Annotated in this window: 19 protein-coding genes; 10 read left to right on the top strand and 9 right to left on the bottom strand. The window is 69.5% G+C overall.

Annotation, left to right across the window (positions count from 1 at the left end):
• The first annotated feature begins 43 nt into the window (after nt 1-43).
• Nucleotides 44-1252 carry an MGH1-like glycoside hydrolase domain-containing protein gene (locus F6B42_RS03625; protein WP_191089252.1) on the top strand — a complete coding sequence of 403 codons (1209 nt, stop codon included), beginning with the start codon at nt 44-46 and terminating at the stop codon, nt 1250-1252.
• Between the two features lie 10 nt (nt 1253-1262).
• Here the strand turns inward: F6B42_RS03625 and F6B42_RS03620 are convergent, their stop codons facing one another.
• Nucleotides 1263-2276: a LacI family DNA-binding transcriptional regulator gene (locus tag F6B42_RS03620; protein WP_191089251.1), complete on the bottom strand. Its 1014-nt coding sequence runs from the start codon at nt 2274-2276 to the stop codon at nt 1263-1265.
• Nucleotides 2277-2485: 209 nt separating this feature from the next.
• Between F6B42_RS03620 and F6B42_RS03615 the strand changes: the two genes are divergently transcribed.
• From F6B42_RS03615 to F6B42_RS03600, 4 genes are all read left to right on the top strand, one after another.
• A complete protein-coding gene (locus F6B42_RS03615) occupies nt 2486-3793 on the top strand; it encodes an ABC transporter substrate-binding protein (RefSeq protein ID WP_223878316.1) in 1308 nt (435 codons plus the stop codon).
• Between the two features lie 75 nt (nt 3794-3868).
• Nucleotides 3869-4750, top strand: a complete 882-nt coding sequence (locus F6B42_RS03610; protein ID WP_150418205.1) for a carbohydrate ABC transporter permease — start codon at nt 3869-3871, stop codon at nt 4748-4750.
• A gap of 10 nt (nt 4751-4760) precedes the next feature.
• Complete coding sequence (locus F6B42_RS03605) at nt 4761-5669, top strand: carbohydrate ABC transporter permease (RefSeq protein ID WP_150418204.1); 909 nt, start codon at nt 4761-4763, stop codon at nt 5667-5669.
• A 5-nt stretch (nt 5670-5674) separates the two neighbouring features.
• Entirely contained in the window at nt 5675-8305 is a 2631-nt protein-coding gene (locus F6B42_RS03600; RefSeq protein ID WP_150418203.1) for an alpha-L-rhamnosidase, read from the top strand.
• Here the strand turns inward: F6B42_RS03600 and F6B42_RS03595 are convergent.
• Both F6B42_RS03595 and F6B42_RS03590 read right to left on the bottom strand, forming a co-directional pair.
• Nucleotides 8289-9791, bottom strand: a complete 1503-nt coding sequence (locus F6B42_RS03595) for an apiosidase-like domain-containing protein (protein WP_150418202.1) — start codon at nt 9789-9791, stop codon at nt 8289-8291. The two genes, F6B42_RS03600 and F6B42_RS03595, sit on opposite strands and share 17 nt — an antisense overlap.
• Nucleotides 9792-9801: 10 nt before the next feature.
• On the bottom strand, nt 9802-10620 hold the full coding sequence (locus F6B42_RS03590) for an NAD-dependent epimerase/dehydratase family protein (RefSeq protein WP_263405848.1): 819 nt from the start codon (nt 10618-10620) through the stop codon (nt 9802-9804).
• 259 nt (nt 10621-10879) lie between these two features.
• On the opposite strand from F6B42_RS03590, the gene F6B42_RS03585 reads away from it, so the two are divergent.
• Nucleotides 10880-11809, top strand: coding sequence for a sugar-binding transcriptional regulator (locus F6B42_RS03585; RefSeq protein WP_223878315.1), 930 nt, complete (start codon nt 10880-10882; stop codon nt 11807-11809).
• A gap of 10 nt (nt 11810-11819) precedes the next feature.
• Here F6B42_RS03585 and F6B42_RS03580 read toward each other — a convergent pair whose 3' ends face one another.
• From F6B42_RS03580 to F6B42_RS03565, 4 genes are all read right to left on the bottom strand, one after another.
• A complete protein-coding gene (locus tag F6B42_RS03580; protein ID WP_223878314.1) occupies nt 11820-12464 on the bottom strand; it encodes an aspartate/glutamate racemase family protein in 645 nt (214 codons plus the stop codon).
• Between the two features lie 2 nt (nt 12465-12466).
• Nucleotides 12467-13372: a carbohydrate ABC transporter permease gene (locus F6B42_RS03575; RefSeq protein ID WP_150418199.1), complete on the bottom strand. Its 906-nt coding sequence runs from the start codon at nt 13370-13372 to the stop codon at nt 12467-12469.
• A gap of 1 nt (nt 13373) precedes the next feature.
• Nucleotides 13374-14255 (bottom strand): carbohydrate ABC transporter permease, encoded by an 882-nt coding sequence (locus F6B42_RS03570; RefSeq protein WP_150418198.1) that lies wholly within the window; start codon nt 14253-14255, stop codon nt 13374-13376.
• A 64-nt stretch (nt 14256-14319) separates the two neighbouring features.
• Complete coding sequence (locus F6B42_RS03565) at nt 14320-15660, bottom strand: ABC transporter substrate-binding protein (RefSeq protein WP_150418197.1); 1341 nt, start codon at nt 15658-15660, stop codon at nt 14320-14322.
• Nucleotides 15661-15870: 210 nt separating this feature from the next.
• Here F6B42_RS03565 and F6B42_RS03560 point away from each other — a divergent pair, with 210 nt between their 5' ends.
• From F6B42_RS03560 to F6B42_RS03545, 4 genes are all read left to right on the top strand, one after another.
• The gene (locus F6B42_RS03560) at nt 15871-17862 is read left to right on the top strand and encodes a glycoside hydrolase family 127 protein (RefSeq protein ID WP_150418196.1); all 1992 of its coding nucleotides are present in this window, start codon (nt 15871-15873) and stop codon (nt 17860-17862) included.
• Between the two features lie 7 nt (nt 17863-17869).
• The gene (locus F6B42_RS03555) at nt 17870-19126 is read left to right on the top strand and encodes a RuBisCO large subunit C-terminal-like domain-containing protein (RefSeq protein ID WP_150418195.1); all 1257 of its coding nucleotides are present in this window, start codon (nt 17870-17872) and stop codon (nt 19124-19126) included.
• Between the two features lie 5 nt (nt 19127-19131).
• On the top strand, nt 19132-20445 hold the full coding sequence (locus F6B42_RS03550; protein WP_223878313.1) for a four-carbon acid sugar kinase family protein: 1314 nt from the start codon (nt 19132-19134) through the stop codon (nt 20443-20445).
• 105 nt (nt 20446-20550) lie between these two features.
• Complete coding sequence (locus F6B42_RS03545; RefSeq protein ID WP_223878312.1) at nt 20551-21891, top strand: HNH endonuclease; 1341 nt, start codon at nt 20551-20553, stop codon at nt 21889-21891.
• Between the two features lie 29 nt (nt 21892-21920).
• On the opposite strand, the gene F6B42_RS03540 is transcribed toward F6B42_RS03545, so the two are convergent.
• Complete coding sequence (locus F6B42_RS03540; protein ID WP_150418194.1) at nt 21921-22298, bottom strand: A1S_2505 family phage non-structural protein; 378 nt, start codon at nt 22296-22298, stop codon at nt 21921-21923.
• 88 nt (nt 22299-22386) lie between these two features.
• Nucleotides 22387-22620 (bottom strand): hypothetical protein, encoded by a 234-nt coding sequence (locus tag F6B42_RS03535; protein WP_150418193.1) that lies wholly within the window; start codon nt 22618-22620, stop codon nt 22387-22389.
• Nucleotides 22621-22748: the final 128 nt, after the last annotated feature.

Raw genomic sequence — 22748 nt, 5'->3', positions numbered from 1 at the left:
GCGACAGGAACTGAGTACGTTCGTCCGCGCGCGGTCCGATCGGATGACACGCGAGCCCGAAGGCATCCTGGCGCACCCGTACACGGTTCCCAGCGACCCGGACTCGCCGTACTACTCGCATGCGCTCTGGGACTGGGACTCCTGGACCATCAGCATCGCCCTCGGCCAGGTCGAGCGCGACACCGACCGACCGGGCCACTTCGCCGAGTACGAGCGCGGCAGCATCCTGAACTTCCTCGACCACACCGATGCCGATGGGGTCATGCCCATCCAGCTCAGCCCGTCGGGGTCGCTGCAGCACGGGGAGTCCGGGCGCGCCGGCGGATTCCGGCAGAACATGCACAAGCCCGTGCTGGCCCAGCATGCCGCCCTGCTGTCTCGCCGCGCGGGAAGCGCGGAGTGGATGCGGCCGCACCTGCACGTGCTCGAGACCTTCCTCGAGCGCTACCTGACGAGCCATCTGCACGCCGGAACCGGGCTCGCGTACTGGCAGACCGACTTCGCCGTGGGTGTCGACAACGACCCGTCGGTGTACTACCGGCCCGATCGCAGCACGGCGGCGATCTTCCTCAACAGCCTGCTGTACCGGGAGCTGCTCGCCGCCGGCTACCTCCACGAGGAGCTCGGCGATCCCGTCGCCGCCAACCGGTGGCGCGGGCGCGCCCAGGACCTGGCTGACGCTCTCCACGCCTCCGCCTGGGACGAACGCGACGGTACGTTCTACAGCGTCGACATCGGCCTGCGCGGAATCGACCCCGACGACTGGTTGCACCGGGGCGCGCCACGGCATTGGTCAGGGCTGCTGCTGCGCGTCGACAGCTGGTCGAGCTTCCTGCCGATGTGGGCGGGACTGGCGAGCCAGGTCCAGGCCGAGCGGATGGTCGAACGGTACCGCGATTCGCGCACCTTCCACGCCAACTACGGGGTCCGCACCCTCTCCCGGCTGGAGAAGGGCTTCGACCTCCGGGCGTCGAACAACCCCTCGAACTGGCTCGGGCCGGTGTGGGGCATCAGCAACTACCTCGTGTTCCGCGGACTGCTGAAGTACGGGTTCGTGGACGACGCGCGCGATCTCGCCGAGAAGACCGTCGCGCTCTTCGGCGCCGACCTCGAGGCGAACGGCTCGCTCCACGAGTACTACCACCCCGACACGGGGGAGCCGATCATCACGCACGGCTTCCAGAACTGGAACTTCCTCGCGCTGACGATGATCGCGTTCCTCGAGGACCGGGCACCGGTGTGGGAGTTCTGAGCCGGGTCGATCACCCGCGCGAGGTGAGGCTGCTCTCGCGGACGACCAGCTCGGGCCGGAACACCCGATGCGGTTCGTCGATGGAGCGCCCCGAGAGGACGTCGGAGAGCACGTCGACCACCGCCACCCCGAATCCGACGTGCCGCGTGCGCACGGTGGTCAGCGGAATGAGGGACGCCTGCGCGTACACGTTGTCGTCGTAGCCGACGAGCGCGAGATCTTCAGGCACCCGGATGCCGGCGCGCGCGAGCTCCTGCAAGATGCCGAGGGCGAGCAGGTCATTCACGGCGAAGACGCCCTGCGGCCGCAGCTCGGGCGGACGCGACGCGATCACGGCGCCGATCTCGCGCCCGCCCTCGACCGTCCGGTCGGGCTGCGGGAGGATCTCGAGGGTCGCCGGACCGGAGGTGCGCACGGCCTCGCCGGCACCGGCCAGACGCGCCGCCACCTGCGGGATGTCGAGAGGCCCGCCCACGAACGCCAGGCGGCGGCACCCCTGCTCGAGCAGGTGCCCGGCGACGAGGCGCCCGCCTTCCTCGTCATCGACTGAGACCGAGGCCTGCTGTGCGGAATGAGCGCGCTGGCCCACGAGGACAGACGGCGTGCCGCGAAGCCGCACCGCTTCGAGCCGCTCCTCGATCGGGTGGTGCGACGAGACGATGAGCCCGCGTACGCGGTGTTCCTCGAACACCTTCAGATACGCGTCCTCACGCTCCTTGCTGCGGTGCGAGTTGGCGAGGAAGATGCTCAGGCCCAGTTCCGAGGCGCGCCGCTCGACGCTTTCGGCGATCTCGGCGAAATAGGGGTTGCTCACGTCGGGAGCGATGTAGCCGACGACGGCGCTCACCCCCAGCCGCAGCTGACGCCCGGCGCTTGACGGGACGAATCCGAGCGTCTCGATGGCGCCGCGGATGCGCAGGGCCTTCTCGTCGGAGACCCGATCGGGGTGGTTCAGGTAATGGGAGACGGTGCCGACGGCGACGCCGGCGAGCGCCGCGACGTCGCGGATCCCCACTCTCGGCACACCGACCTCCCTTGTTCGCGCTGCCTTCCGACAGTAGTGCAGCGCCAGCGATTCAGCGACATATTGTGACGTTTCAATGACGAGGCCCCGGCACACGGAACGCGACATGTTCTGGACTGTTGACAGCATGAGAGACGCGACCTACCATCTGACTTGAAACGTCTCAACCATGGCACCGGCCGGAGACGCGCACCATTCAAGGAGGAATCGTGTCCACAGCATCAACGCGTCGGCTCCGCAAGCCGCTGCTCGGCGCTCTCGGTCTGATGAGCGTCGGAGCGCTCGCTCTCGCCGGCTGCTCCGGCGGTGGCGGGGGCGGTGGCAGCACCCCGTCGGCCTTCGAGTTCTTGAAGAACGCCGAGAACACCACCACCGAGCCCGTCCTCGACGCACTCATCGACGGTGCGTGCGCCGAGCAGAACGAGGCGCTGCCGCTCGAGGTCAGCTCGGTGCCCCAGGCCGAGCTCGACGCGCAGATCCAGCTGCTCGCGAGCCAGGGCGGCCTGCCTCCGATGTTCTCGGCGGGCGGCAACCCCGCCGAAGGGGCGCGACTGGCCGAAGCGGGCGCGCTCGTCGACTTCGATGAGGCGTTGACCGATCTGGGTATGCGCGACAAGATCGCCCCCGGAGCCGTCTCGACGATCGAGAAGCTCTACGGCGGCGGGTTCAACTTCCTGCCGTTCCAGTACAACATCGAGGGCATCTGGTACAACACGCAGATCTTCGAGGAGAACGGCTGGGAGGTGCCGGAGACCTGGGACGACCTCGTCGAGATCGCCGGCGAGGCCAAGGCCGCCGGCCTCACGCCCTTCTCCGCCTCGGGCGAGCAGGGCTGGCCGCTGACGCGACTCGTCTCGACCTACCTCTTCCGTTCCGTCGGACCCGACGCACTGCAGAAGGTGGCCGACGGCGAGGCCAAGCTCACCGATCCCGAGTACGTCGAGGCCGCCGCCGCCATCGCCGATCTCGGCGCCCAGGGCTACTTCGGCGACAACGTCACCTCGCTCGACATCGACGGCTCATACAATCTCTTCCTCACCGGGCAGGCTCCCATGATCTACATGGGCAGCTGGATCCTCGGCAACATCAACGGCGACGGGAACGAGGTGGGCGCCGAGAACATGAGCTTCTTCCCGTTCCCCGCCGTCGAGGGCGGGGCAGGGTCGATCGACCAGTACCCCTCGAACGTCGGGCTTCCCGCCACGTTCAGCGCCGACGCGTACTCGGACGACGTCGCCGGCTGGCTCGGCTGCATCGCCGAGAACTACGGCAACGCGGCACTGCAGGAGGGTCAGATCACCGGCTTCGTCGCCGACGAGGAGGCGGATCTCCCCGAGATCTCGCAGAAGGTCGCCGACACGATCGCCACCAGCACCGACAGTGTGCTCTGGTTCGAAGCGCTGTTCCCGGCGAAGGCGAGCCAGATCTCCTCGACCAACGCGGCTCTGCTGGCGACCGGTCAGCTGACGCCGGAGGAGTTCATGACCCTCGTCCAGGACGCGATCGACAACCCGTGAGACGCGGTGCCCTCGGTGCGGTGACGCGCCGAGGGCACCCCCGCGCCCCTCCTCCTCATCTCCGAAAGGCCCGCGATGAAGTCCGTCCTCGGCGATCGCAAGGCGATCATCCTGCTGCTGACGCCCGCCCTCCTCGTCTACACCGTGATCATGCTCGCGCCCGTGGTGTGGTCGCTGGGGCTGACATTCTTCTCCGGGAGCCCGCTGATGGGGTTCGAGTTCTCCGGTCTGGCGAACTTCGAGCGCCTCATCGCCGACAGTGCCGTGTGGGACGCGTTCTGGTTCACCGTCCGCTACGCCGTCCTGGTGACGCTGTGCCAGGTGGTGCTCGGCTACGGCCTCGCCCTGCTGTACAACTTCGTGCTGCGAAAGTCCTCGGTGCTCGTGCGGACGCTCGTGTTCTTCCCCGTCGTGCTGCCCACCGTGGCGGTCTCGCTGCTGTACCAGAAGATCTTCCAGTCCGCGCCGAGCGACGGCTTCGTCAACGAGCTCCTCGTGAATGTGGGCCTGGACTCGGTCGACTGGCTCGGCGCGGGGACGACGGCGTTCATCGTCATCGTCATCATGGACGTCTGGCGCTCGATCGGCTTCTACGGCATCCTCATCTTCTCCGGGCTCCTCGACATCCCCGACGAGATCATCGAGTCGGCCCGTCTCGATGGCGCGCGCGGAGTGAGCCTCTTCCGCCACATCGTGCTGCCGATGTCGCTGCCGATCCTGTTCGCGTCGTTCATCTTCTCGATCAACGGCACCATCAAGGTCTTCGATTCGGTGTTCGCCCTGACCGGCGGCGGACCCGGCAGCTCCACGACCCCGCTGACGCTGTACATGTACCGCACGGCCTTCCAGTACAGCGACTACGGCTACGGCTCCACGATCGCGCTGCTGCTGACGATCATGTGCCTGGTGATCACCCTGTTCATCTTCCGCTCGTCGCGTCGCGACATCACCGTCTGAAGGGGCCGACATGACCGCCACGCTCGACACCGTCGCCGTCCGCTCCCCTCGCGCACCCCGGATGCGTCCCGGCGGCGCGGGCGCTGCGGCCGCCCGCGGGCTTCGCCGCATCCCCGCGCTGCTGACGATCGCCTTCCTCATCCTCATCACGGCGTATCCGCTGTTCTGGATGTTCATCAACTCGCTGAAGTCCAACAGCGACTTCCTCAACAACCCGTCCTACGCCCTGCCGGAGTCGTGGCGCTGGGACAACTACATCACCGGGTGGGAGACGGCCAACCTGTCGACCACGATCGTCAACTCGGTGATCGTGACGTTCCCCTCGCTCATCCTCCTCGTCATCCTCGGAACCGCCGCGGGCTACGCCCTCGAGGTCCTGGTGTTCCGCGGCCGCGCCACGATCCTGCTGCTGTTCCTGGCGGGCATCATGATCCCCGGCCAGATGATCGTGCTGCCCCTGTTCACGGCTGCCTTCACGATCGGTGCGACCGGCTCGCTCCTGCCGCTGATCCTCATCTACACCGCGTCGGGTCTGCCGCTGACGGTTTTCATGATGGCCACCTACTTCCGCGCCATCCCGCGGGAGATCTTCGAGGCGGCCACGATCGACGGCGCCTCGATGGTGCGTGCCTTCTTCGCGATCGGCATGCCGATGATGCGCAACGCGATCCTGACCGTGGCCATCGTGCAGTTCTTCCAGATCTGGAACGATCTGCTCTTCGCCCTGATCTTCGCCGGCCAGCGACGCCTCAACACGATCCAGGTCGGACTGCTCAACTTCTCGGGCGAGTACGGATCGACCAACTACGGCCCGCTGTTCGCCGCGATCTGCATCACCGTGGGCGGCATCCTCCTGCTGTACCTGTTCCTGAACCAGCGGATCATGAAAGGCCTCGCCGCCGGTGCGGTGAAGGGATGAGCATCATGACGACGACCGTCCGCGCCGTGCGCGCCGAACACCACCGCGATGCCCTCGGCATCGGCGAGGCCGAGCCCCGCCTGTCGTGGATCGTGACCGATGCCCCGGCGGGCTGGCGCCAGCAGGCCTACGAGGTGGAGGTCCGCCGCGGCGACGGTCCCGCCCGGACCCGGCTCGTGCCCTCCGGCGACCAGGTTCTCGTCCCCTGGCCCGATGCGCCGCTGCGCTCCCGCGAGCTGGCGCAGGTCCGGGTGCGCGTCGTCGGCGGCGACGGCGAACGCTCGGCGTGGAGCGAGCCCCTCCGGCTCGAGACCGGGCTCCTGTCGCCGTCGGACTGGACGGCGGGTCCGATCGGATCGATCCGCAACGAGAACCCGCTCACCGACACCCGACGTCCGTCGCTCGTCCGCGGCACCTTCGTCGTACGTCCGGACCTGGCACGTGCGCGCCTGTATGCGAGCGCCCACGGGGTGTACCAGGCCGAGATCAACGGACGCCGCGTCGGGGACGATGTGCTCTCGCCGGGATGGACCGTGTACGGGCAGCGGCTGCGCTACTACACCTACGACGTGACCGACCTGCTCACCGAGGGCGAGAACGCGATCGGCGCCTGGCTCGGAGACGGCTGGTATCGCGGGCGGCTGGGCTGGCGCGGCGGCTTCCGCAACGTGTACGGCGACGACCTCTCGTTCCTCGGTCAGCTCGAACTGACCTACGACGACGGCTCCCGCGACACCGTCGCGACCGACACCTCGTGGCGGGCGGCACCGAGCCCCATCATCGCCTCGGGCATCTACGACGGCGAGCATTACGACGCGCGCGAGGAGCAGACCGGGTGGTCCGCGCCCGGTTTCGACGACGCCGACTGGGGTCGTGTGCAGCTGCGCCGACGCGACCCGGCGACACTCGTCGCCCCCACCGCGCCACCGGTGCGCGTCACCGAGGATCGCCTCCCGCTGAGCGTGCTCACCTCGCCGTCCGGACGACGGCTGCTCGACTTCGGCCAGAACCTGACCGGCGTCGTGCGACTGCGGGCGCGAGCGGCCGCCGGTCACACCGTGACCCTCCGCACCGCCGAGGTGCTGCAGGACGGCGAGCTCTACCGCCGCCCGCTGCGCGACGCGGCATCCACCGACCGCTACACGTTCGCCGGCCGCGATGAGCCGGAGGAGTGGGAGCCGCGCTTCACCTTCCACGGATTCCGCTACGTCGAGATCGAGGACTGGCCGGGCGACCTCGACGCCGACGTCGCCGAGGGAGCCCTGGTGGCCCGCGTCATCCACACCGATCTGGAGCGCACCGGCTGGTTCACCTCGTCCGAGCCCGATCTCGACCGCCTGCACGAGAACGTCGTCTGGGGCATGCGCGGCAACTTCGTCGACATCCCCACCGACTGCCCGCAGCGCGACGAGCGCCTGGGATGGACCGGCGACATCCAGATGTTCGCTCCCACCGCGTCGTTCCTCTTCGACAGCTCGGGGATGCTGGCGGGATGGCTGCGCGATCTCGCCGCCGAGCAGCTGCCCGACGGCACCGTGCCCTGGTACGTGCCGGTCATCCCGGCCGACACGATGTGGACGCCGATGCGTCCGGGCGCGGCGTGGGGCGATGCGGCGACGGTCGTGCCCTGGACCCTGTACGAACGCTTCGGCGACGTCGGGATCCTGCGCGCCCAGTTCGACAGCGCTCGCGCCTGGGTCGACCTCATCGCCGACATCTCCGGCCCCTCGCGGCTGTGGGACACCGGCTACCAGCTCGGCGATTGGCTCGACCCCGCGGCGCCGCCGCAGGATCCTGCCGCCGGCCTGACCGACAAGTACCTCGTCGCAACGGCCTACTTCGCCCTTTCGGCGCGGATCGTCGCGCGGATGGCCGGCGTGCTGGACGACGCCGAGGCGGCCGCGCGCTACGGGCGTCTCGCCGACGAGGTCCGTGAGGCGTTCGTCGGCCGCTACGTCGAGTCCGATGGACGGATGACCTCCGACGCGCAGACCGCCTACGCCGTCGCGCTCCGCTTCGAGCTGCTGCCGCCGGGGCTGCGTGCGCCCGCAGCGCGCCGACTGGCGCAGCTGGTGGAGGAGTCGGGCAATCGCATCGCGACCGGTTTCGTCGGCACACCCTACGTGACGGACGCGCTCAGCTCGGAGGGCGAGGCCGACGCCGCGTACGCCCTGCTGATGGAGCGTGAATGCCCTTCGTGGCTCTACCAGGTCGGCATGGGGGCGACCACCGTGTGGGAGCGCTGGGACTCGATGCTGCCCGACGGCACGGTCAACCCCGGCACGATGACCTCGTTCAACCACTACGCCCTGGGTGCGGTGGCCGACTGGATGCATCGCGCCGTGGCGGGGCTCGCGCCTGCCGAACCGGGGTACCGCCGCATCCGGTTCGCACCGCAGCCGGGCGGCGGCCTCTCGCACGCGAGTGCACGCCATCGGACACCCTACGGCGACGCCGCCATCTCCTGGCGGATCGAGGGGACGACGCTGCAGGCGGAGATCGCCGTGCCCGTAGGCGCGACGGCGGTCCTCGAGCTGCCCGGGACCGCGGCAGAGGAGCTCGGGCACGGAACGCATGTCCGCTCCGTCGCGTGGGATCCGGCCGGCCGAGCGGCCCCCGTCACCGCGTCCGCGTGATGCGGAGCGCGATCGCCTCGCCCGCCGGCAGGGCGATCGCCTCCGGGGCGAACGCCTCGTTGCGCCGCACGTCGTCGAGCACGAATGGGCGCTCCACCGCGGTGACCGTCATGTTCCACGTGTCGATGATGTCTACGGTGAACGCGTCACCGGATTGCAGCCGCTCGCCCACATTGGTCGCCTGCGGAAGCCGGAAGCGCCAGGACGGCGGCGCGGACCGGCCGAAGTAGCGCAGATATTGGCGACGCGCGACGCCGCCGACGAACTCGGGATCGTCCCATTTGTCGATCGGATCGATCCCGGGGACGACGAGGTCGTCGAGCACGTGTCGGAGGAACGCGAGGCGCTGCGGAGAGCGCCCGAGCAGCGCGCCCCCTTCGACGATGTGCAGGCTGCCGCCAGGGAGCGCGAAGCTCTCGCCGTGCGAGGCATAGCATCCCGACACCGTCGCGACCCAGAACTGGTGCACGAGCTCCTCGGCGCTCAGATGCCCCCAGCGCTCGGGGATATCGCCTTCGTACTTGATCTCGTCGAGCACGATCGGCTTGTCGTAGACGTCGCGGTACAGTCCCGCCCGTCCGAGCTCCGTCGTGACGTGACCGTTCTGTATCGACGCGTGGGTGATCCACGGACGGTTGTGGTCGAACAGCTCGATCCAGTTGTGGATCGAGCGCAGGTGATCGTGCGGATCGGTCTCGGCCAGGAGAGTCCCCAGTCGGTCCCACCGCGAACGGGGGCGGTCGAGGATGTCGAACTCGTTGCACAGCGACCACCACACGTGGGGGAACGCCGAGAGCCGCGCCACGAGGTAGCGAAGGTAGACCGCATCCTGCTCTTCGGTGAGCCCGTCGAGACCGAAGCGACCGCCGTCGTACGCGTTCAGGATGAGGACGTCGGCCTGGATGCCGCGGTCCCCCAGCAGCGCGACGGCCGCATCGAGCCGGCGGAAGAAGGCGACGTTCGGCCGATCGACGTCCCACCCGGACGGGCCGCGCTCGAAGGGCAGTAGCTCGGGATGATGCTCCACGTAGTCGCCCGCCTGCGGGAAGACCATGAAGCGCAGCTTGGTGAAGCGCGCCTGGGCGATCGCGTCGGCGGTGGCGGTGAACAGCTCGTCGGACTGATGAAGCCAGTTGTACACGGTCGCGCCGACCGGTCGGTGCGGGGTGCCGTCGGCGTGGGCGAAGTGGAAGCGTTCGACCACCCGCACCGGACCATGCCCCGCGGCGCCCGACACGACGACCGTGCCGCTGCGGCCATCGAGCTCGGGCGCCTCGCTTGCGGTCGACCACGACCACTCCCCCGCCGTCTCCGGCAGGAAGCGCGCGACGTAACGGTCGCCGCCGTCCCAGAAGCCGGGGACGCGCAGGCGCCGATCGCCGAGGCCGACATCGAGGGTGAACGGAGTGCGCGAGGCGGGGATCGGCACAGCAGGCCCCGCGAAGGCGAGCTCCACCGGTGCGTACGCCGGCACGGCGTCGGTCATCGGCGCGCCCTCAGCGCCAGTCGTGCTCGGCGCGGAAGCCGAGCTCGCGCTGCAGCTTGCGCGTCGACATGAGCGATTCGAACTCGCCGAGATCATCGGCCACCGGCGTTCCGGGGAACCAGCGCGCAGCTGCAGCACGCGAGGCCTGCCGCGTGCCCGAGGTCGGGGCGGCGACGTTGTAGACCTCGAACCCCGGGCGACCGGCGGCGAGCGCGAGGGCGACGGCGGCGGCTCCGTCGCGCGCGTCGATCCACGATCCGATCAGGTCGCGCCGGTAGTCCGGCTCGCTCGCGCGCTCGAAGATCTCGTACTCGTCGGGAGCCACGACGTTCGTGAAGCGAAGTGCGGTGATCGAGACGTCCTCGCCCCACCGTGCCATCTGCGCGGCCATCGCCTCTTCGACCACCTTGCCGAGTCCGTAGGTGTTGTTGGCCGCGCTGTAGGACTCGTCGACGGGGAGCGCGGGCGGCGCCTCGTCGAAGGGGAACCCCATGGCGGTGATGCTCGAAGCGAACACGACGCGCCGGATGCCGGCGCGGTGGGCCGCGAAGAGCGTGTTGAAGGTGACGGCCACGTTGGCGTGGAATGTCGCCGCGTCGGGGACGAGCCCGTTGACGGGGATCGCAGCGAGGTGGACGAGGGCCTCGAGGCCGGAGTGGCGGGCCGTGACCCCGAGCATCGCGTCGAGAGCCTGGCCGTAGTCGGTCAGGTCGATCCGGGTGAACCCCGGCCCCGGGTGTCCGACCGTATCGAACCCGATCACCTCGTGACCGTCGGAGCGCAGTCGCTCGACCGTCGCCCGCCCGAGCTTTCCGCCACTGCCTGTCACGCCGATGATCATCGCCACACCCCTGGATTCAGCCTCGGCACGGTGCGCCGGTGCATAATCATTCTATAGTGAGGATTGTTTACATGGGTGGTCGGATGCCGCTCGACCGGACGGGATCCCTCGCCCGCCCGACTCCGTCGCGGGGCTCGGATGGCATCCTTGTTGTGCACGATCCCACCCTCTCCCCGGTCGAATCCTGAACGGAGCCCGCGTGTCGATGAGCCGCTATCCGCGTCCGCATGACGGGCAGGTGCGCCTGATGACCAAGATCGCGCGGATGTACCACGAGCGCGGCGCACGCCAGGCCGACATCGCCGAAGCGCTGAGCATCTCGCAGGCGAAGGTGTCGCGGCTGCTCAAACGGGCCGAGGCGCTCGGCATCGTCCGCACGATCGTCACGGTCGCACCGGGCGTCTACACCGAGCTCGAGGAGCAGCTCGAGCAGCGCTACGGGCTCACCGAGGTCGTCATCGTCGACGTCGACCCCGAAGCGGACGAGACCGAGACGCTCGCCTCCATCGGTGCCGGCGCCGCCGCCTACCTCGAGGCCACCCTGTCGGGCACCGACCGCATCGGCGTCTCGTCGTGGAGTCAGACGATCCTCGCGATGGTCGATCGGATGCGGCCGTTCCCGACGCGCGGCGCAACCGAGGTCGTGCAGCTGCTGGGCGGCATGGGTGCCGCCGAGGCGCAGAGCCACTCGCACCGCATCCTCGGCGAGCTCGCGCGGATGCTGGGCGCCGAGCCCGTGTACGTTCCGGCACCCGGTCTCGTCGCCGGACCCGACATCCGCGACAGCCTCCTCGCCGACGCGTCGATGCAGGACGTCACCCGGCGCTGGCGCGAGCTGACGATGGCGATCATGGGCATCGGCAGCGTCGAGCCCTCCGACGTCCTGGCCACGAGCGGCAATGCCTTCTCGCCCGAGGAGCGCTCACCGCTGCTGGCCGCCGGAGCCGTCGGCGACATCTGCCACCGCATCTACCGCGGCGACGGCTCGCTCGTGCGCGGCGACATCGACGACCGCATCATCGCCATCCCCGTCGATGACCTCCGCCGCATCCCGCGCCGCGTGGGCGTCGCGGGCGGGCCCCGCAAGCTCGACGCGATCCGCGGCGCCGTCGCGGGCGGCTGGGTGACGACCCTCATCACCGACCTGCGCACCGCCGAGCTGCTCGCCGCCGAATGACGAGCGCCGGTCAGGCCAGCGACGCCGCGAGGCGTTCGACGCCCGGACGCGGGCTCGTGAGCACCGGGACGTCCACCGAGACGGCCTCGGCGGCGCCGGCCATCGACGCCTGCGCGAGGACGATCACGTCGGCCTCCGCCGCGCCGCGCTCGATCGCCTCGCCGACCAGGCGGTCATGGGTCGCGCGATCGCCCGACACCACGGCGTCGAACGCGCCGTCGATGACCTCGTCGGTGATCTCGGGCGAGAGTCCGGCGAGCTCGGCGCGCTCGCGCAGCAGCCCCGTCGTCGGTCGGCTCGTGGTCGCGAGGGTCGCGAGCACCCGCACCCGCCGACCGGCGGCGACCGCGGCATCCGCCATCGCCTCGTCGACCCGGAGCACGGGCACCCCGGCCGCCGCGGCCGCGGGGGCGGCGAGCTCCGAGATCGACGAGCAGGTGAACATGACGGCGTCGGCGCCGCCCGCCGCGGCCGCGCGGACGAGGGCCTCGACCCGGCCCGGCACCGAGGCCGCGCGCGCGTCGTTCCGCAGGTCGGCGACGATGCGGTCGTCGAGGTAGTTGACGACCTCGGCGTCCGGCAGCAGCTCGGCCGCGAGCGCGCCGAACGGGGCGATGTTGACAGCGCCGGTGTGCAGGAACGCGATGCGCGTCATGGTCATCCCTTCAGCGAGCCGGCCGCGAGACCGGCCATGATCTTCTTGTTCAGGAACACGAAGACGACCAGCAGCACGACGATGTTGATGCTGATCGCCGCGAACAGCGGCCCGTACTGCGTCGATCCGTACTCGTCCGACAGGCTCAGCAGGCCCACCTGGATCGTAGCCAGATCGGGCTTCGTGGTGAATGTCAGCGCGATGAGGAGATCGTTGAACACGCTGAAGAACTGGACGAGTCCGATCGTGAGCATCGAGTTCTTCATCAGCGGCAGCGCGATCACGAAGAAGGAGCGCAGCGGGCTCGCGCCGTCCATCGTCGCCGCTTCGAAGATCTCCCGCGGAACCGAGCGGAAGTAGGCCGCCATGAGGAAGGTCGTCAGCGGGATGCCCATCGCCGTGTAGGTCAGGATGAGCGGCCAGAGCGAGTTCGTCAGCCCCAGCCGGAAGTAGACCGTGAACAGCGGCACGAGGATCATCTGACCCGGCACCATGATGCCCGCCAGGATGAAGAGCAGAACCTTACGACGGCCCTTCCAGATCATCACCTCGAGCACGTAGCCGGCGGCGACGCCGAGCAGGATGATGAGGGCGACCGAGGGGATCGTGACGAGCAGGCTGTTGCGATAGTTGATCGCGACGTTGCCGCGGGTCAGCGCCGCGACGTAGTTGTCGAGCGTCAGGGTCTCGGGCAGCGCCCACGTCGGGTTCTCGAAGAACTCGGTCTGCGTCTTGAACGAGCCGAGGATCATCCACAGCTGCGGGTAGAGCACGACGATCAGCAGCACTGTGACGACGAGCCACACCGGGATGCGGCGCACGTAGCGCATGAGCCGGCGCGGGCGGCGCGGGGCGGTGACCTTGCGCGACTGCGGCCGCGCCTGGGTGATGGTCTGGGTGGCGGTCATCTCAGTCCTCCACGCGCTTGCTCGACGAGCGGAACACGGTCAGCGTGAACACGAGGCACAGGAGCGTCAGCACGAGGGCGATCGTGCTGCCGTATCCGTATTCGGCGTACTCGAACGCGGTGCGGTACATGTACAGGGTGAGCGGCGAGGTCGACGTGCCCGGGCCGCCCTTGTTCAGCGCCAGCAGGCTGTCGAACACCTTGAGCGTCGAATTGAGGCTGAAGATGATCGACGACAGCAGGATCGGCGCCGACAGCGGCACGATGATGTGGCGTACGAGGCGGAATCCGCCGGCGCCGTCGAGGCGCGAGGACTCGATGATCTCGTCGGGGATGTCGAGGAGTCCCGTGTAGAGCAGGACGGCGTAGAAGCCCATCGAGCTCCACAGCGTCATGACGATGGCGGTGACCATCGTGCCGGCGGTCGACGCCATGAACTCGACGCTGTCGCCCCCGAAGAAGTTGATGAGGTCGTTGATCGGACCCTGGTTGTCGCCCACCGCGACGAAGCTGCGGAACAGCAGCGCGACGGCGACGGTCGGCAGCACCATGGGGAAGAAGACGGCCGTCCGGACGAACGCCGAGCCCTTGCGGAGCACGAACACGTAGAGGAGGGCGAGCAGGTAGCCGAAGGTCACCTGCGACACCGTCGCGGCGATGGCGAACCCGACTGTCACCCACAGCGACTGCAGGGCGGCGCCGTCGGTGGCGAACGTCGTGAAGTTGTCGATGCCGACGAATTCGAACCCGCGGAGCGTGTTGCCCTGGAAGAACGCGAGGCCGAGCGACCAGAGGACCGGCACGACCTTCAGGAGGACGTAGATCGCCAGCGGCGGGATGAGGAGGATGAGGATCGTCTTGCGATCCCCGAAGACGCGGTTCATCGGCGTCCTTCCGCGGTCGTGAGGGGCCCGGCGCCCGCCGACGGCGGGCGCCGGGCGGAGGAGATCAGCGGTTCGCGTCGACGCTCGCCTGCAGGTCCGTCATGTACTGCTCGGGGGTCATCTGGCCCGTCGTCAGCAGTGTGACGTTCGAGGAGGCGAGAGAGTTGGACTTCGCGTCCAGCAGGGCCTCGAACCACAGCACCGTCTCGGTGATCTCGGAGATCTTCTCCTGGACGAAGCTCGTCGTCTCGGGGACGTCGGTCACCTCGCCGTTCACCTTGAAGCCCGAGAGCACACCGGCATCCTGCAGCGCCTGCTGTCCGTAGTTCTCGGCGATGCACGAGAACCAGTCCGCGACCTTCGGCCCGGCCAGCTTCGGGCTGGCGGCCATCGCGGTTCCGGCGTTCGCCGGCCACTGGTCGATCGAGCCCTCGCCGCCCTCGACGGCGGGGAACGGCATGAAGCCGACGTTGTCGATGCCGATCTCGTTCTGCGACTCGTCGTTGATGTTGCTGAGAAGCCACGTGCCGTCGTACTTCATCGCGGCCTTGCCGGTCAGGAACGCAGCGGTCGCGGCGTCGGGCTCGACGGAGTTGAAGCCGTCGCCGAAGAAGCCGTCGGCGGCCATGTCCTGAAGAGCCTGCGCCCCTTCGACGTACTCCGGGTCGGTCAGCTGGGCGTTGCCGTCGCGGATGTCGGTCATCGCCTCGGGGCCGACGTTGCGGAAGATGTACATGCCCATGAGACGCGTCAGAGGCCATCCCTGCGAGCCCGCCTGGGCGAAGGGCTGGTAGCCGGCGGCGGCGAGCTTCTCGCTCGCGGCGGTCAGCTCGTCGAAGGTCTGCGGCTCCTCGAGCCCGACCTCGGCGAAGGCGGCCTTGTTGTACCAGATGCCCTCGAGGTTGTACTGGTACGGCAGCGAGACCATCTGGCCGTACACGTTGTTCACCGTCGACGCGGCCGCCGGGAGGATGTTCTCCCACGCACCGGTCTGGGTGAGGAGGTCCTCGTAGTTCAGGACGAGGTCGGCGACGCCGAGGTCGCCGTCGGGGCGGACCATCGCGGTGCCGGCGATGAAGTGCGCGGGCAGCGCGTCCTGGCTCGCGAGCAGGGTGACCTTCTGCACGGTGTCGGCCTGGGCCGTCTTCTCGTGCACGAGCGGAAGCGCCTCGTTCTCGGCCTTGCACTGGTCGGCGGCGAGCGCGTCGAGCTGAGCCTCGAGCGTGGGGTTCTCGTTCGCCGTGAGCACGGTGAAGTTCTCGGGATCCGTTCCCGAGAAGCCGCTGCCGGCGCTGTCGCCGGACGAGGCCGGTTCGGCTCCGCCGGCGCAGGCGGCGAGCGAGACGATGGAAGCGAGCGCGAGACCGGTCACGATCATGCTGCGCCGCGGGGTGCGGATGTTCATAGCGTCCTCCTTGACGACGACCATGGGCGTTGTGCGGGTTGGCGGCCAACGATTGCGGGTACATCGATGACAGTAGGGTCGAACGACCAAAGTGTCAACACAGTCAGGGTTGAAATTCTATTCACTTTATGGCTCAATCGGTGAAGCGCCCGCTTGCCGGCCTCCCGAAACCGGCGCGAGACTGAACCGCACTCCGAGAGGACCCACCCCATGCCCGCCACCACCGCGCCCCGCGCGCACGCCCCCCTGAGGCCGCTCGATGCCGAGCAGGCCCGGTGGGCGCGCGGCTTCTGGGGCGACGTCCACGCACGCACGCGCGATGTCACCGTCGAGAGCATCTGGGACTCCCTGAGCGACCCGCAGGTCAGCCCGGGCCTGCGCAACTTCCACCTCGCCGCGGGCACGGAGACGGGTTCCCACGTCGGCCCGCCGTTCATGGACGGCGACTTCTACAAGTGGTTCGAGGCCGCCGTCGACCGCCTCGAGACCGATCCCGACGCGGAGCTCGCCGCACGGCTGCAGCACATCGCCGAGCTCATCGCGTCGGTCCAGCGCGACGACGGCTACCTGCACACCCCGACGTTCATCTCCGCGCGCGGGGGCGAGGATGTCCGCGCACTCGCCGATCGATTCAACTTCGAGACCTACAACCTGGGCCACCTCATCACGGCGGGCGTCCGCCACTGGCAGGTCACGGGCAGCGAGACACTGCTCGACGCGGCGAAGAAGGCCGCCGTCTTCCTCGAGTCGCTCGCGACCGAGAAGCCCGTCGAGCTCGCTCGCAGCGCCATCTGCCCGTCGCATTACATGGCGGTCATCGACCTCTACCGGGCGACCTCGGACGAGCGCTGGCTGCGGCTGGCCGAGGCGTTCGTGCGGGTTCGCGACGAGTTCGACGAGGGCGGCGACGACAACCAGGACCGTCTCCCCGTCCGCGAGCAGACCGTCGTCGCCGGCCACGCGGTGCGGGCCAACTACCTCTACGCGGGGCTCGCCGACCTCGTCGCCGAGACCGGCGACGACGAACTGCGGGTGGTGCTCGAACGCCTCTGGCGCGACGTCGTCGACACGAAGCTCTACATCACCGGCGGCTGCGGCGCGCTGTACGACGGCGCGTCCCCCGACGGCAACCCCTGGCAGGGCGAGATCAGCCGCGTCCACCAGGCCTACGGCCGCGCGTACCAGCTGCCCCACACGACGGCCCACGCCGAATCGTGCGCCAACATCGGGATGATCTTCTGGAGCGAGCGGATGCTCGCCCTCGCCCCCGACGCACGCTACGCCGACGTCATCGAACAGGTCGCCTACAACAGCCTGCTCGGCAGCATCAGCCTCCGCGGCTCGGAGTACTTCTACACCAACGCGCTCCGACAGGTTCGCGGCCTGCCGTTCGACCTGCGGCGCCCGGGAGACACCGGTCAGGTCGACGTCCCCGCGCCCCCGCCGTCGGACGAGCGTCTGCGCGAGCGCTACCTCTCGTGCTTCTGCTGCCCGCCGAACATCGCGCGCGCCCTCGCGAGCTTCCACCAGCGCGCCGCGTCGCTGTCGGCCGACGGTCTGTACGTGCACCTCTACGGCGGCAGCGACATCGATGTCGCCGACGACGCCGGCAACGCCCTCGCGCTGAGCGAGACGAGCGACTACCCGTGGGACGGCACGATCGTCTTCACGGTGACCGCCGCGACGGGCGCCCTGCCGCTGCACCTGCGCATCCCGGGCTGGTCGTCGGGCGCGGTCCTCACGGTCGCCGGCGAGCAGGTCCCCGTCTCGGAGCCCGGCACCTACACCCGCATCGAGCGGGACTGGCAGGTCGGCGACGTCGTGGAACTCGTCCTGCCGCTGCCGGTGCGGATGCTGCGCGGCCACCGCCTCGCCGAGGAGCTGACGAATCAGGTCGCCGTGCAGCGCGGACCTCTCGTCTACTGCCTCGAGAGCGCGGATCTGCCGGACGACGTTCGGCTCGAGCAGGCGGCGCTCCGCCGCGGCGCGGCGCTGCGTCCCGTCGAGGCCGAGATCGACGGGACGCGCGTCGTCGCCCTCGAGACGAAGGTCGCCGTCCTCCCGGTGGATTCGGACGAGGCGCTGTACGCCGACGTCGCCGAGACACCGCTTCGCCCCGCGGCCGTGCGCCTCATCCCCTACTTCGCGTGGGGCAATCGGGGGGCCGGCGAGATGTCGGTGTGGCTCCCGGTGGTCTGGTGATCCGGCGATGACCGCGGCATCCGTCATCGCGACGTACATCATCGAGACCTCGCTGCCGCTCGCGCGGGCGGCCGAGGTGCTCGCGGGCGAGCAGTCGACCGGGACGTTCGTGCGCGTCGAGCGCGAGTCCGACGACGTGCGCGCCCGGTTCGCCGCGCAGGTGGAGAGCCTCGAGGAGCTCCCCCTCACCGGCGCGAGCGCCCTGCCCGGAACGGTCGGCGATCCGGCCGCGCGTCGCCGAGCGCGCCTGCGGCTGCGCTTCCCGCTCGACAACTTCGGGCCGTCGCTGCCGAATCTCCTCGCCGCCGTGGCGGGCAATCTCTTCGAGCTGAAGGAGCTCGCGGCGATCCGGCTGGTCGACCTCGAACTGCCGCCCGCGTTCGCGGTGCGCTATGCCGGACCGCAGTTCGGCGTCGCCGGCACGCGCGCTCTCGTCGGCCGTCCGTCGGGGGCGATGATCGGCACGATCATCAAGCCGAGCATCGGCCTCGCCGCCGAAGACCTCGCCGAGGTCGTGGGCGAGCTCGCCGAGGCGGGGATCGACTTCATCAAGGACGACGAGCTGCAGGGCAACAACCCGTACACGCCGCTCGAGGCCCGCGTGAAGGCTGTGATGCCGGTGCTCGAGCGCTACGCCGATCGCACCGGGCGCAAGCCCATGTACGCCTTCAACATCACCGACGACATCGGACGCCTCGAGGCCAATCACGACCTCGTCGTCAGCCACGGCGGCACGTGCGTCATGGCCTGCATCAACATGGTGGGCCTCGCCGGACTCGAATTCCTGCGCACCCACGCGGAGGTGCCGATCCACGGCCACCGCGCGATGCTCGGCGCGATCGCGCGCAGCGATCAGATCGGCATCTCCTTCCGGGCGTGGCAGCAGCTGGCTCGCCTCTCCGGAGCCGACCACTTGCACACGAACGGCATCAGCAACAAGTTCTACGAGACGGATGCCGAGGTGCTCGACTCCATCGCCGCGGTGCGCACGCCGCTCCTCGGCCTCACCTCGACCGTGCCGGTGCTCTCGTCGGGACAGTGGGCGGGCCTCGCCCATGCCACCTATGCCGCCGTGGGGACGACGGACCTGCTGGTACTGTCCGGGGGAGGCATCCACGGTCACCCCGACGGCGCCGCCGCGGGAGTGGCGAGCATGCGCGACGCCTGGGCATCGGCCGAGCGCGGCGAGCCGGTGGATGCCGCGTACGCCTCGTCGCCGGCCCTCCGGCGAGCGGCAGAGAGGTTCGGCCCGGTTCGTGTCTGACTCTCGTGTCTGAGGCTGGCGCCGCGTCGATCGCCGCGGCGTTCTACGGCGACGATTTCACCGGCAGCGTCGATGCCCTGCTCCAATTCGCGCGCAACGGCTGGAGCGGGCGGCTGTTCGTCGGCACGCCTGCCGCCGACGATCTGGCCGATGCCGCCGCCGCGTGCGATGTCGTCGGCATCGCCGGGATCGCACGGTCGCTGGCCCCGGCCGAGCTCGAGGCCGAGCTGCGTCCGGCGCTCGCGCAGCTGGTGTCGCTGCATCCCGCCGTCCTGCAGTACAAGGCCTGCTCGACCGCGGACTCGTCGCCCGGGACCGGCAGTCTCGGCCGGGTGATCGAGGTCGGCCGGTCGGCCGTCGCGGATGCCGGCGGCACGGCGCTTCCGGTTCCGCTGCTGTTCGCGCAGCCGGACTTCGGCCGGTACACCGTTTTCGGGCATCACTTCGCCGCCGAGCGCGGCACCGTGTACCGACTCGATCGTCAGCCGACGATGTCGACGCACCCGTCGACGCCCATGACCGAGTCCGATCTCGCCGTGCACCTCGGGCACCAGACCGATCTGCCGATCGCATCGCTCGCCTTCCCGGCCTACACCTCGTCCGAGGATCTGGCGGCGGCGCTCGGAAGCAGCCCGGCGGCCGCGGTCGTTCTCGACGCGCTCGACTCCGCTCACCTCGAGGTGGTCGGCGCCGCGATCGCCGACCTCGCCGACGCCGCCGATGGCCCGGTCTTCGTCGTCGGGTCCGGCGGCCTGAGCTGGGGGCTGAGCGCCGCGGACCGCCGCGACGCGGAGTCGATCCCCACGGCGTCGACCGCGTCGGGTCCGGTGCTCGTCGTCTCGGGCAGCAGATCACCCGCCACGCGCCGTCAGGCCGACGCCGCGGCCGCAGCCGGATGGCTGGTGAGACCGCTGGGCCTCGGAACGGACGATGCCATCGACGACGTGCTGCGCGCACTCGCCTCGGGCCGGAGCGTCGTGCTGACCTCGGACGACGCGGTCGATGCGGGCGGGACCGGTGTCGGCGCCGGCGATGCGCTGCTCGAGACGATCGCGGCGGCCGCGGCATCCGTCGTCCTGCGTGCCGCCCGCACCGGCGCGACGCGTCGCGTGATCGTGTGCGGCGGCGACACGTCGAGCCGCGTGACGGTGCTGCTCGGCGCGCATTCCCTGTCGATCGCGGCGAACCCCTGGAGCAACGTCGTGCTGCTGCGCGCTCACGCCGGCGACGAGGCCGTCGACGGACTGGAGCTGCTGCTCAAGGGCGGCCAGGTCGGCGACGACGACCTCTTCGAACGCGTTCGAGGGCTCGCCGGCTGAAGCCGTTCGCATCGGGCCCTCCTCACATCAGCCTCGACGCGACTTGTCCACGTATCGAAGTTATGTTCTAGACTAATGCCGGTGTTGTATGGCATGATGTAGTACATGGGCACGAACCGATCGAGCAGCGACGAGGAGTCGTGGGCGCGCATCCGCGCCGAGCTCGACGGCGTGCTCGATGTGGTTCGGGCTCAGGATGCTGCCGATATCGCCCGGTTGCGCAAGCTCGCCGTCCTCGGCCGTGAGGCTCTGTCGATATCGCGCCGAAACGGGCTGCTCGGCCGCGAGACCGACATGCAGCTGCGGGCTGTTGCGGCGGAGTTCGCCGCGATCGCGCGGTGCGGGGATCGGCGGGTGCAGAACGAGATCGGCCGTGCGTTGGAGATCGTCGACGGGAATCCTCTCGTGCTCACCGCGTGGGAGGCCGGCCGGCTGACGGCCAAGCATGTCGATGACGTGGTGAAGCTCGGCCGGAACATCCCCGAGGAGAACCACGAGGAGTGGCAGGAGGCCGCCATCGCGGTGGCGGAGCGGGATGTGCCGGCGCGGGTACATGGCGCTCTGGAGTCGTTGGCGCAGCACTTCACCGCCCGCACCTTCGCGGAACGGCACAAGGCAGCGGTCGCGGACCGGGGTGTGTACCTGCGGGATCTCGGTGACGGGATGTCGGAGCTCACCCTGCGGGGTGCGACGACGCTGCTGGTCGCGATCGACGATCGGCTCAATCAGATGGCCGTGTCGACGATCGACGCCGCGAGGGAAGCGGCGGCGGAGGCCCGGGCTGCGGGCGAGGAGCACGAGCCCGACATGCGCACTCGTCAGCAGGTTCGAGCGGACGTGCTATGCGACCTCGGCCTCACCGGCGGACCCGCCGTCGACCCCACCCACGGTGTCGACGGGAAGACCTCGCTCGGCGCGATCCGCGCACGGGTGCAGCTCGTCGTGACGGCCGACACCCTTTCGGGGAAGGACGACCGCGCCGCCGAACTCGTCGGCGCGGGCCTGATCGACGCGGACACCGCCCGGACCCTCGCCGGGGACGCCACCCTGTGGGACCGGGTATACCTCGACGCGACCACCAAAACCGTGACGCGTGTCGATCAATACCGGCCACCGGCCGCGCTGCGGAGGATGCTGCAGGCGCGGGATCGACATTGCCGGTGGCCCGGATGCCACCTCCCCGCGATCCGGTGCGAACTGGACCACTCGATCGATCACGCCCGCGGTGGTCCGACGTGCGAATCGAACCTGTGCAACCTGTGCCGAAGGCACCACTCGATGAAGCAGTTCACCGACTGGCTCGTCCTCCAACTCGGCGGCGGGGTGATCCAATGGACCTCACCCACCGGACGGGTCTACCGGGAAGACCTCCCGGTGCCATCGGTGTGCTTCACACCGGAGTTCGTCGCCGACCGGCCTCCGCCCGGACCGCCGCCCCCGTTCTGACACAACCCACCTGGCCGCGCCTCACTTCCTCAGGTGCGCGATCGGATGACCCGCTCGAACGATTCGGGAAGCTCGACGTTGCCGGGAGCGCCGACGAACAGCGGCGCCACCTGCTCGGGTGCGTAGCCGGCGATCCCGCAGCCGACCTCGGTGACGAGGAACGTCAGTTCCGAACGTGTCGCCGCATACGTGCAGAACCTCGACACCTCGGCAGCGAGCTCGTCGAAACCGCTCATGGTGTCGATGGCGTAGCTCTGCCCGTGGTGGCCGTGACCGTCACCCCAGACTGCACCGAACTTCTCATACGCCGTGCGGGCAGCGCCGGCGCCATGCGCACCCGCCGCGTTGGATCCGAACACGAACACCTCATGAGCGTCGAGCTCGGTGATGAACTTCGCGGTGCTCACGCCGCTCCCCTCGTCGTTCGCCGGATCGCCCCACCGTAGCGCCCGATTCACCCCGCGAACAGCCGCCCCGCTGCACATCGGGTGCGACTCACGGAGACGTGGAGATCGCCGCCGACCAGCGGGCGTCGTGGGGTTCCGTCGTCACCGTGACCGCCGCATCCTGATCGACGGCGGTCTGCATCGTGCTGACGTCGGCGCCCGTTTCTCCCCGCGTGATCCTCGGATCGAAGAAGCATGTGGACGCGGTGGTGAGCAGCCCGTCGACGTGGACGGTGACCGTGGCGTCCTCGGCATCGCAGGCGACACGGATCGAGATGGTCATGCTCCCTCCCGCGACACGGACCGTCTCGGCCGACGGAGCTCCCACCTGATCAGTCCAGCGAATCGCGGCGGTGTCGCCGTCGGGGATCGTCACGGCCCCGACGGGCTGGGGCGCCCCCGAAGGTTCGG

This window comes from Microbacterium radiodurans, assembly GCF_008710705.1.
Lineage (GTDB): Bacteria > Actinomycetota > Actinomycetes > Actinomycetales > Microbacteriaceae > Microbacterium > Microbacterium radiodurans.
The sequence above is the reverse complement of the archived record's forward strand: the minus strand, read 5'-3'. Positions and strand labels throughout refer to the sequence as shown.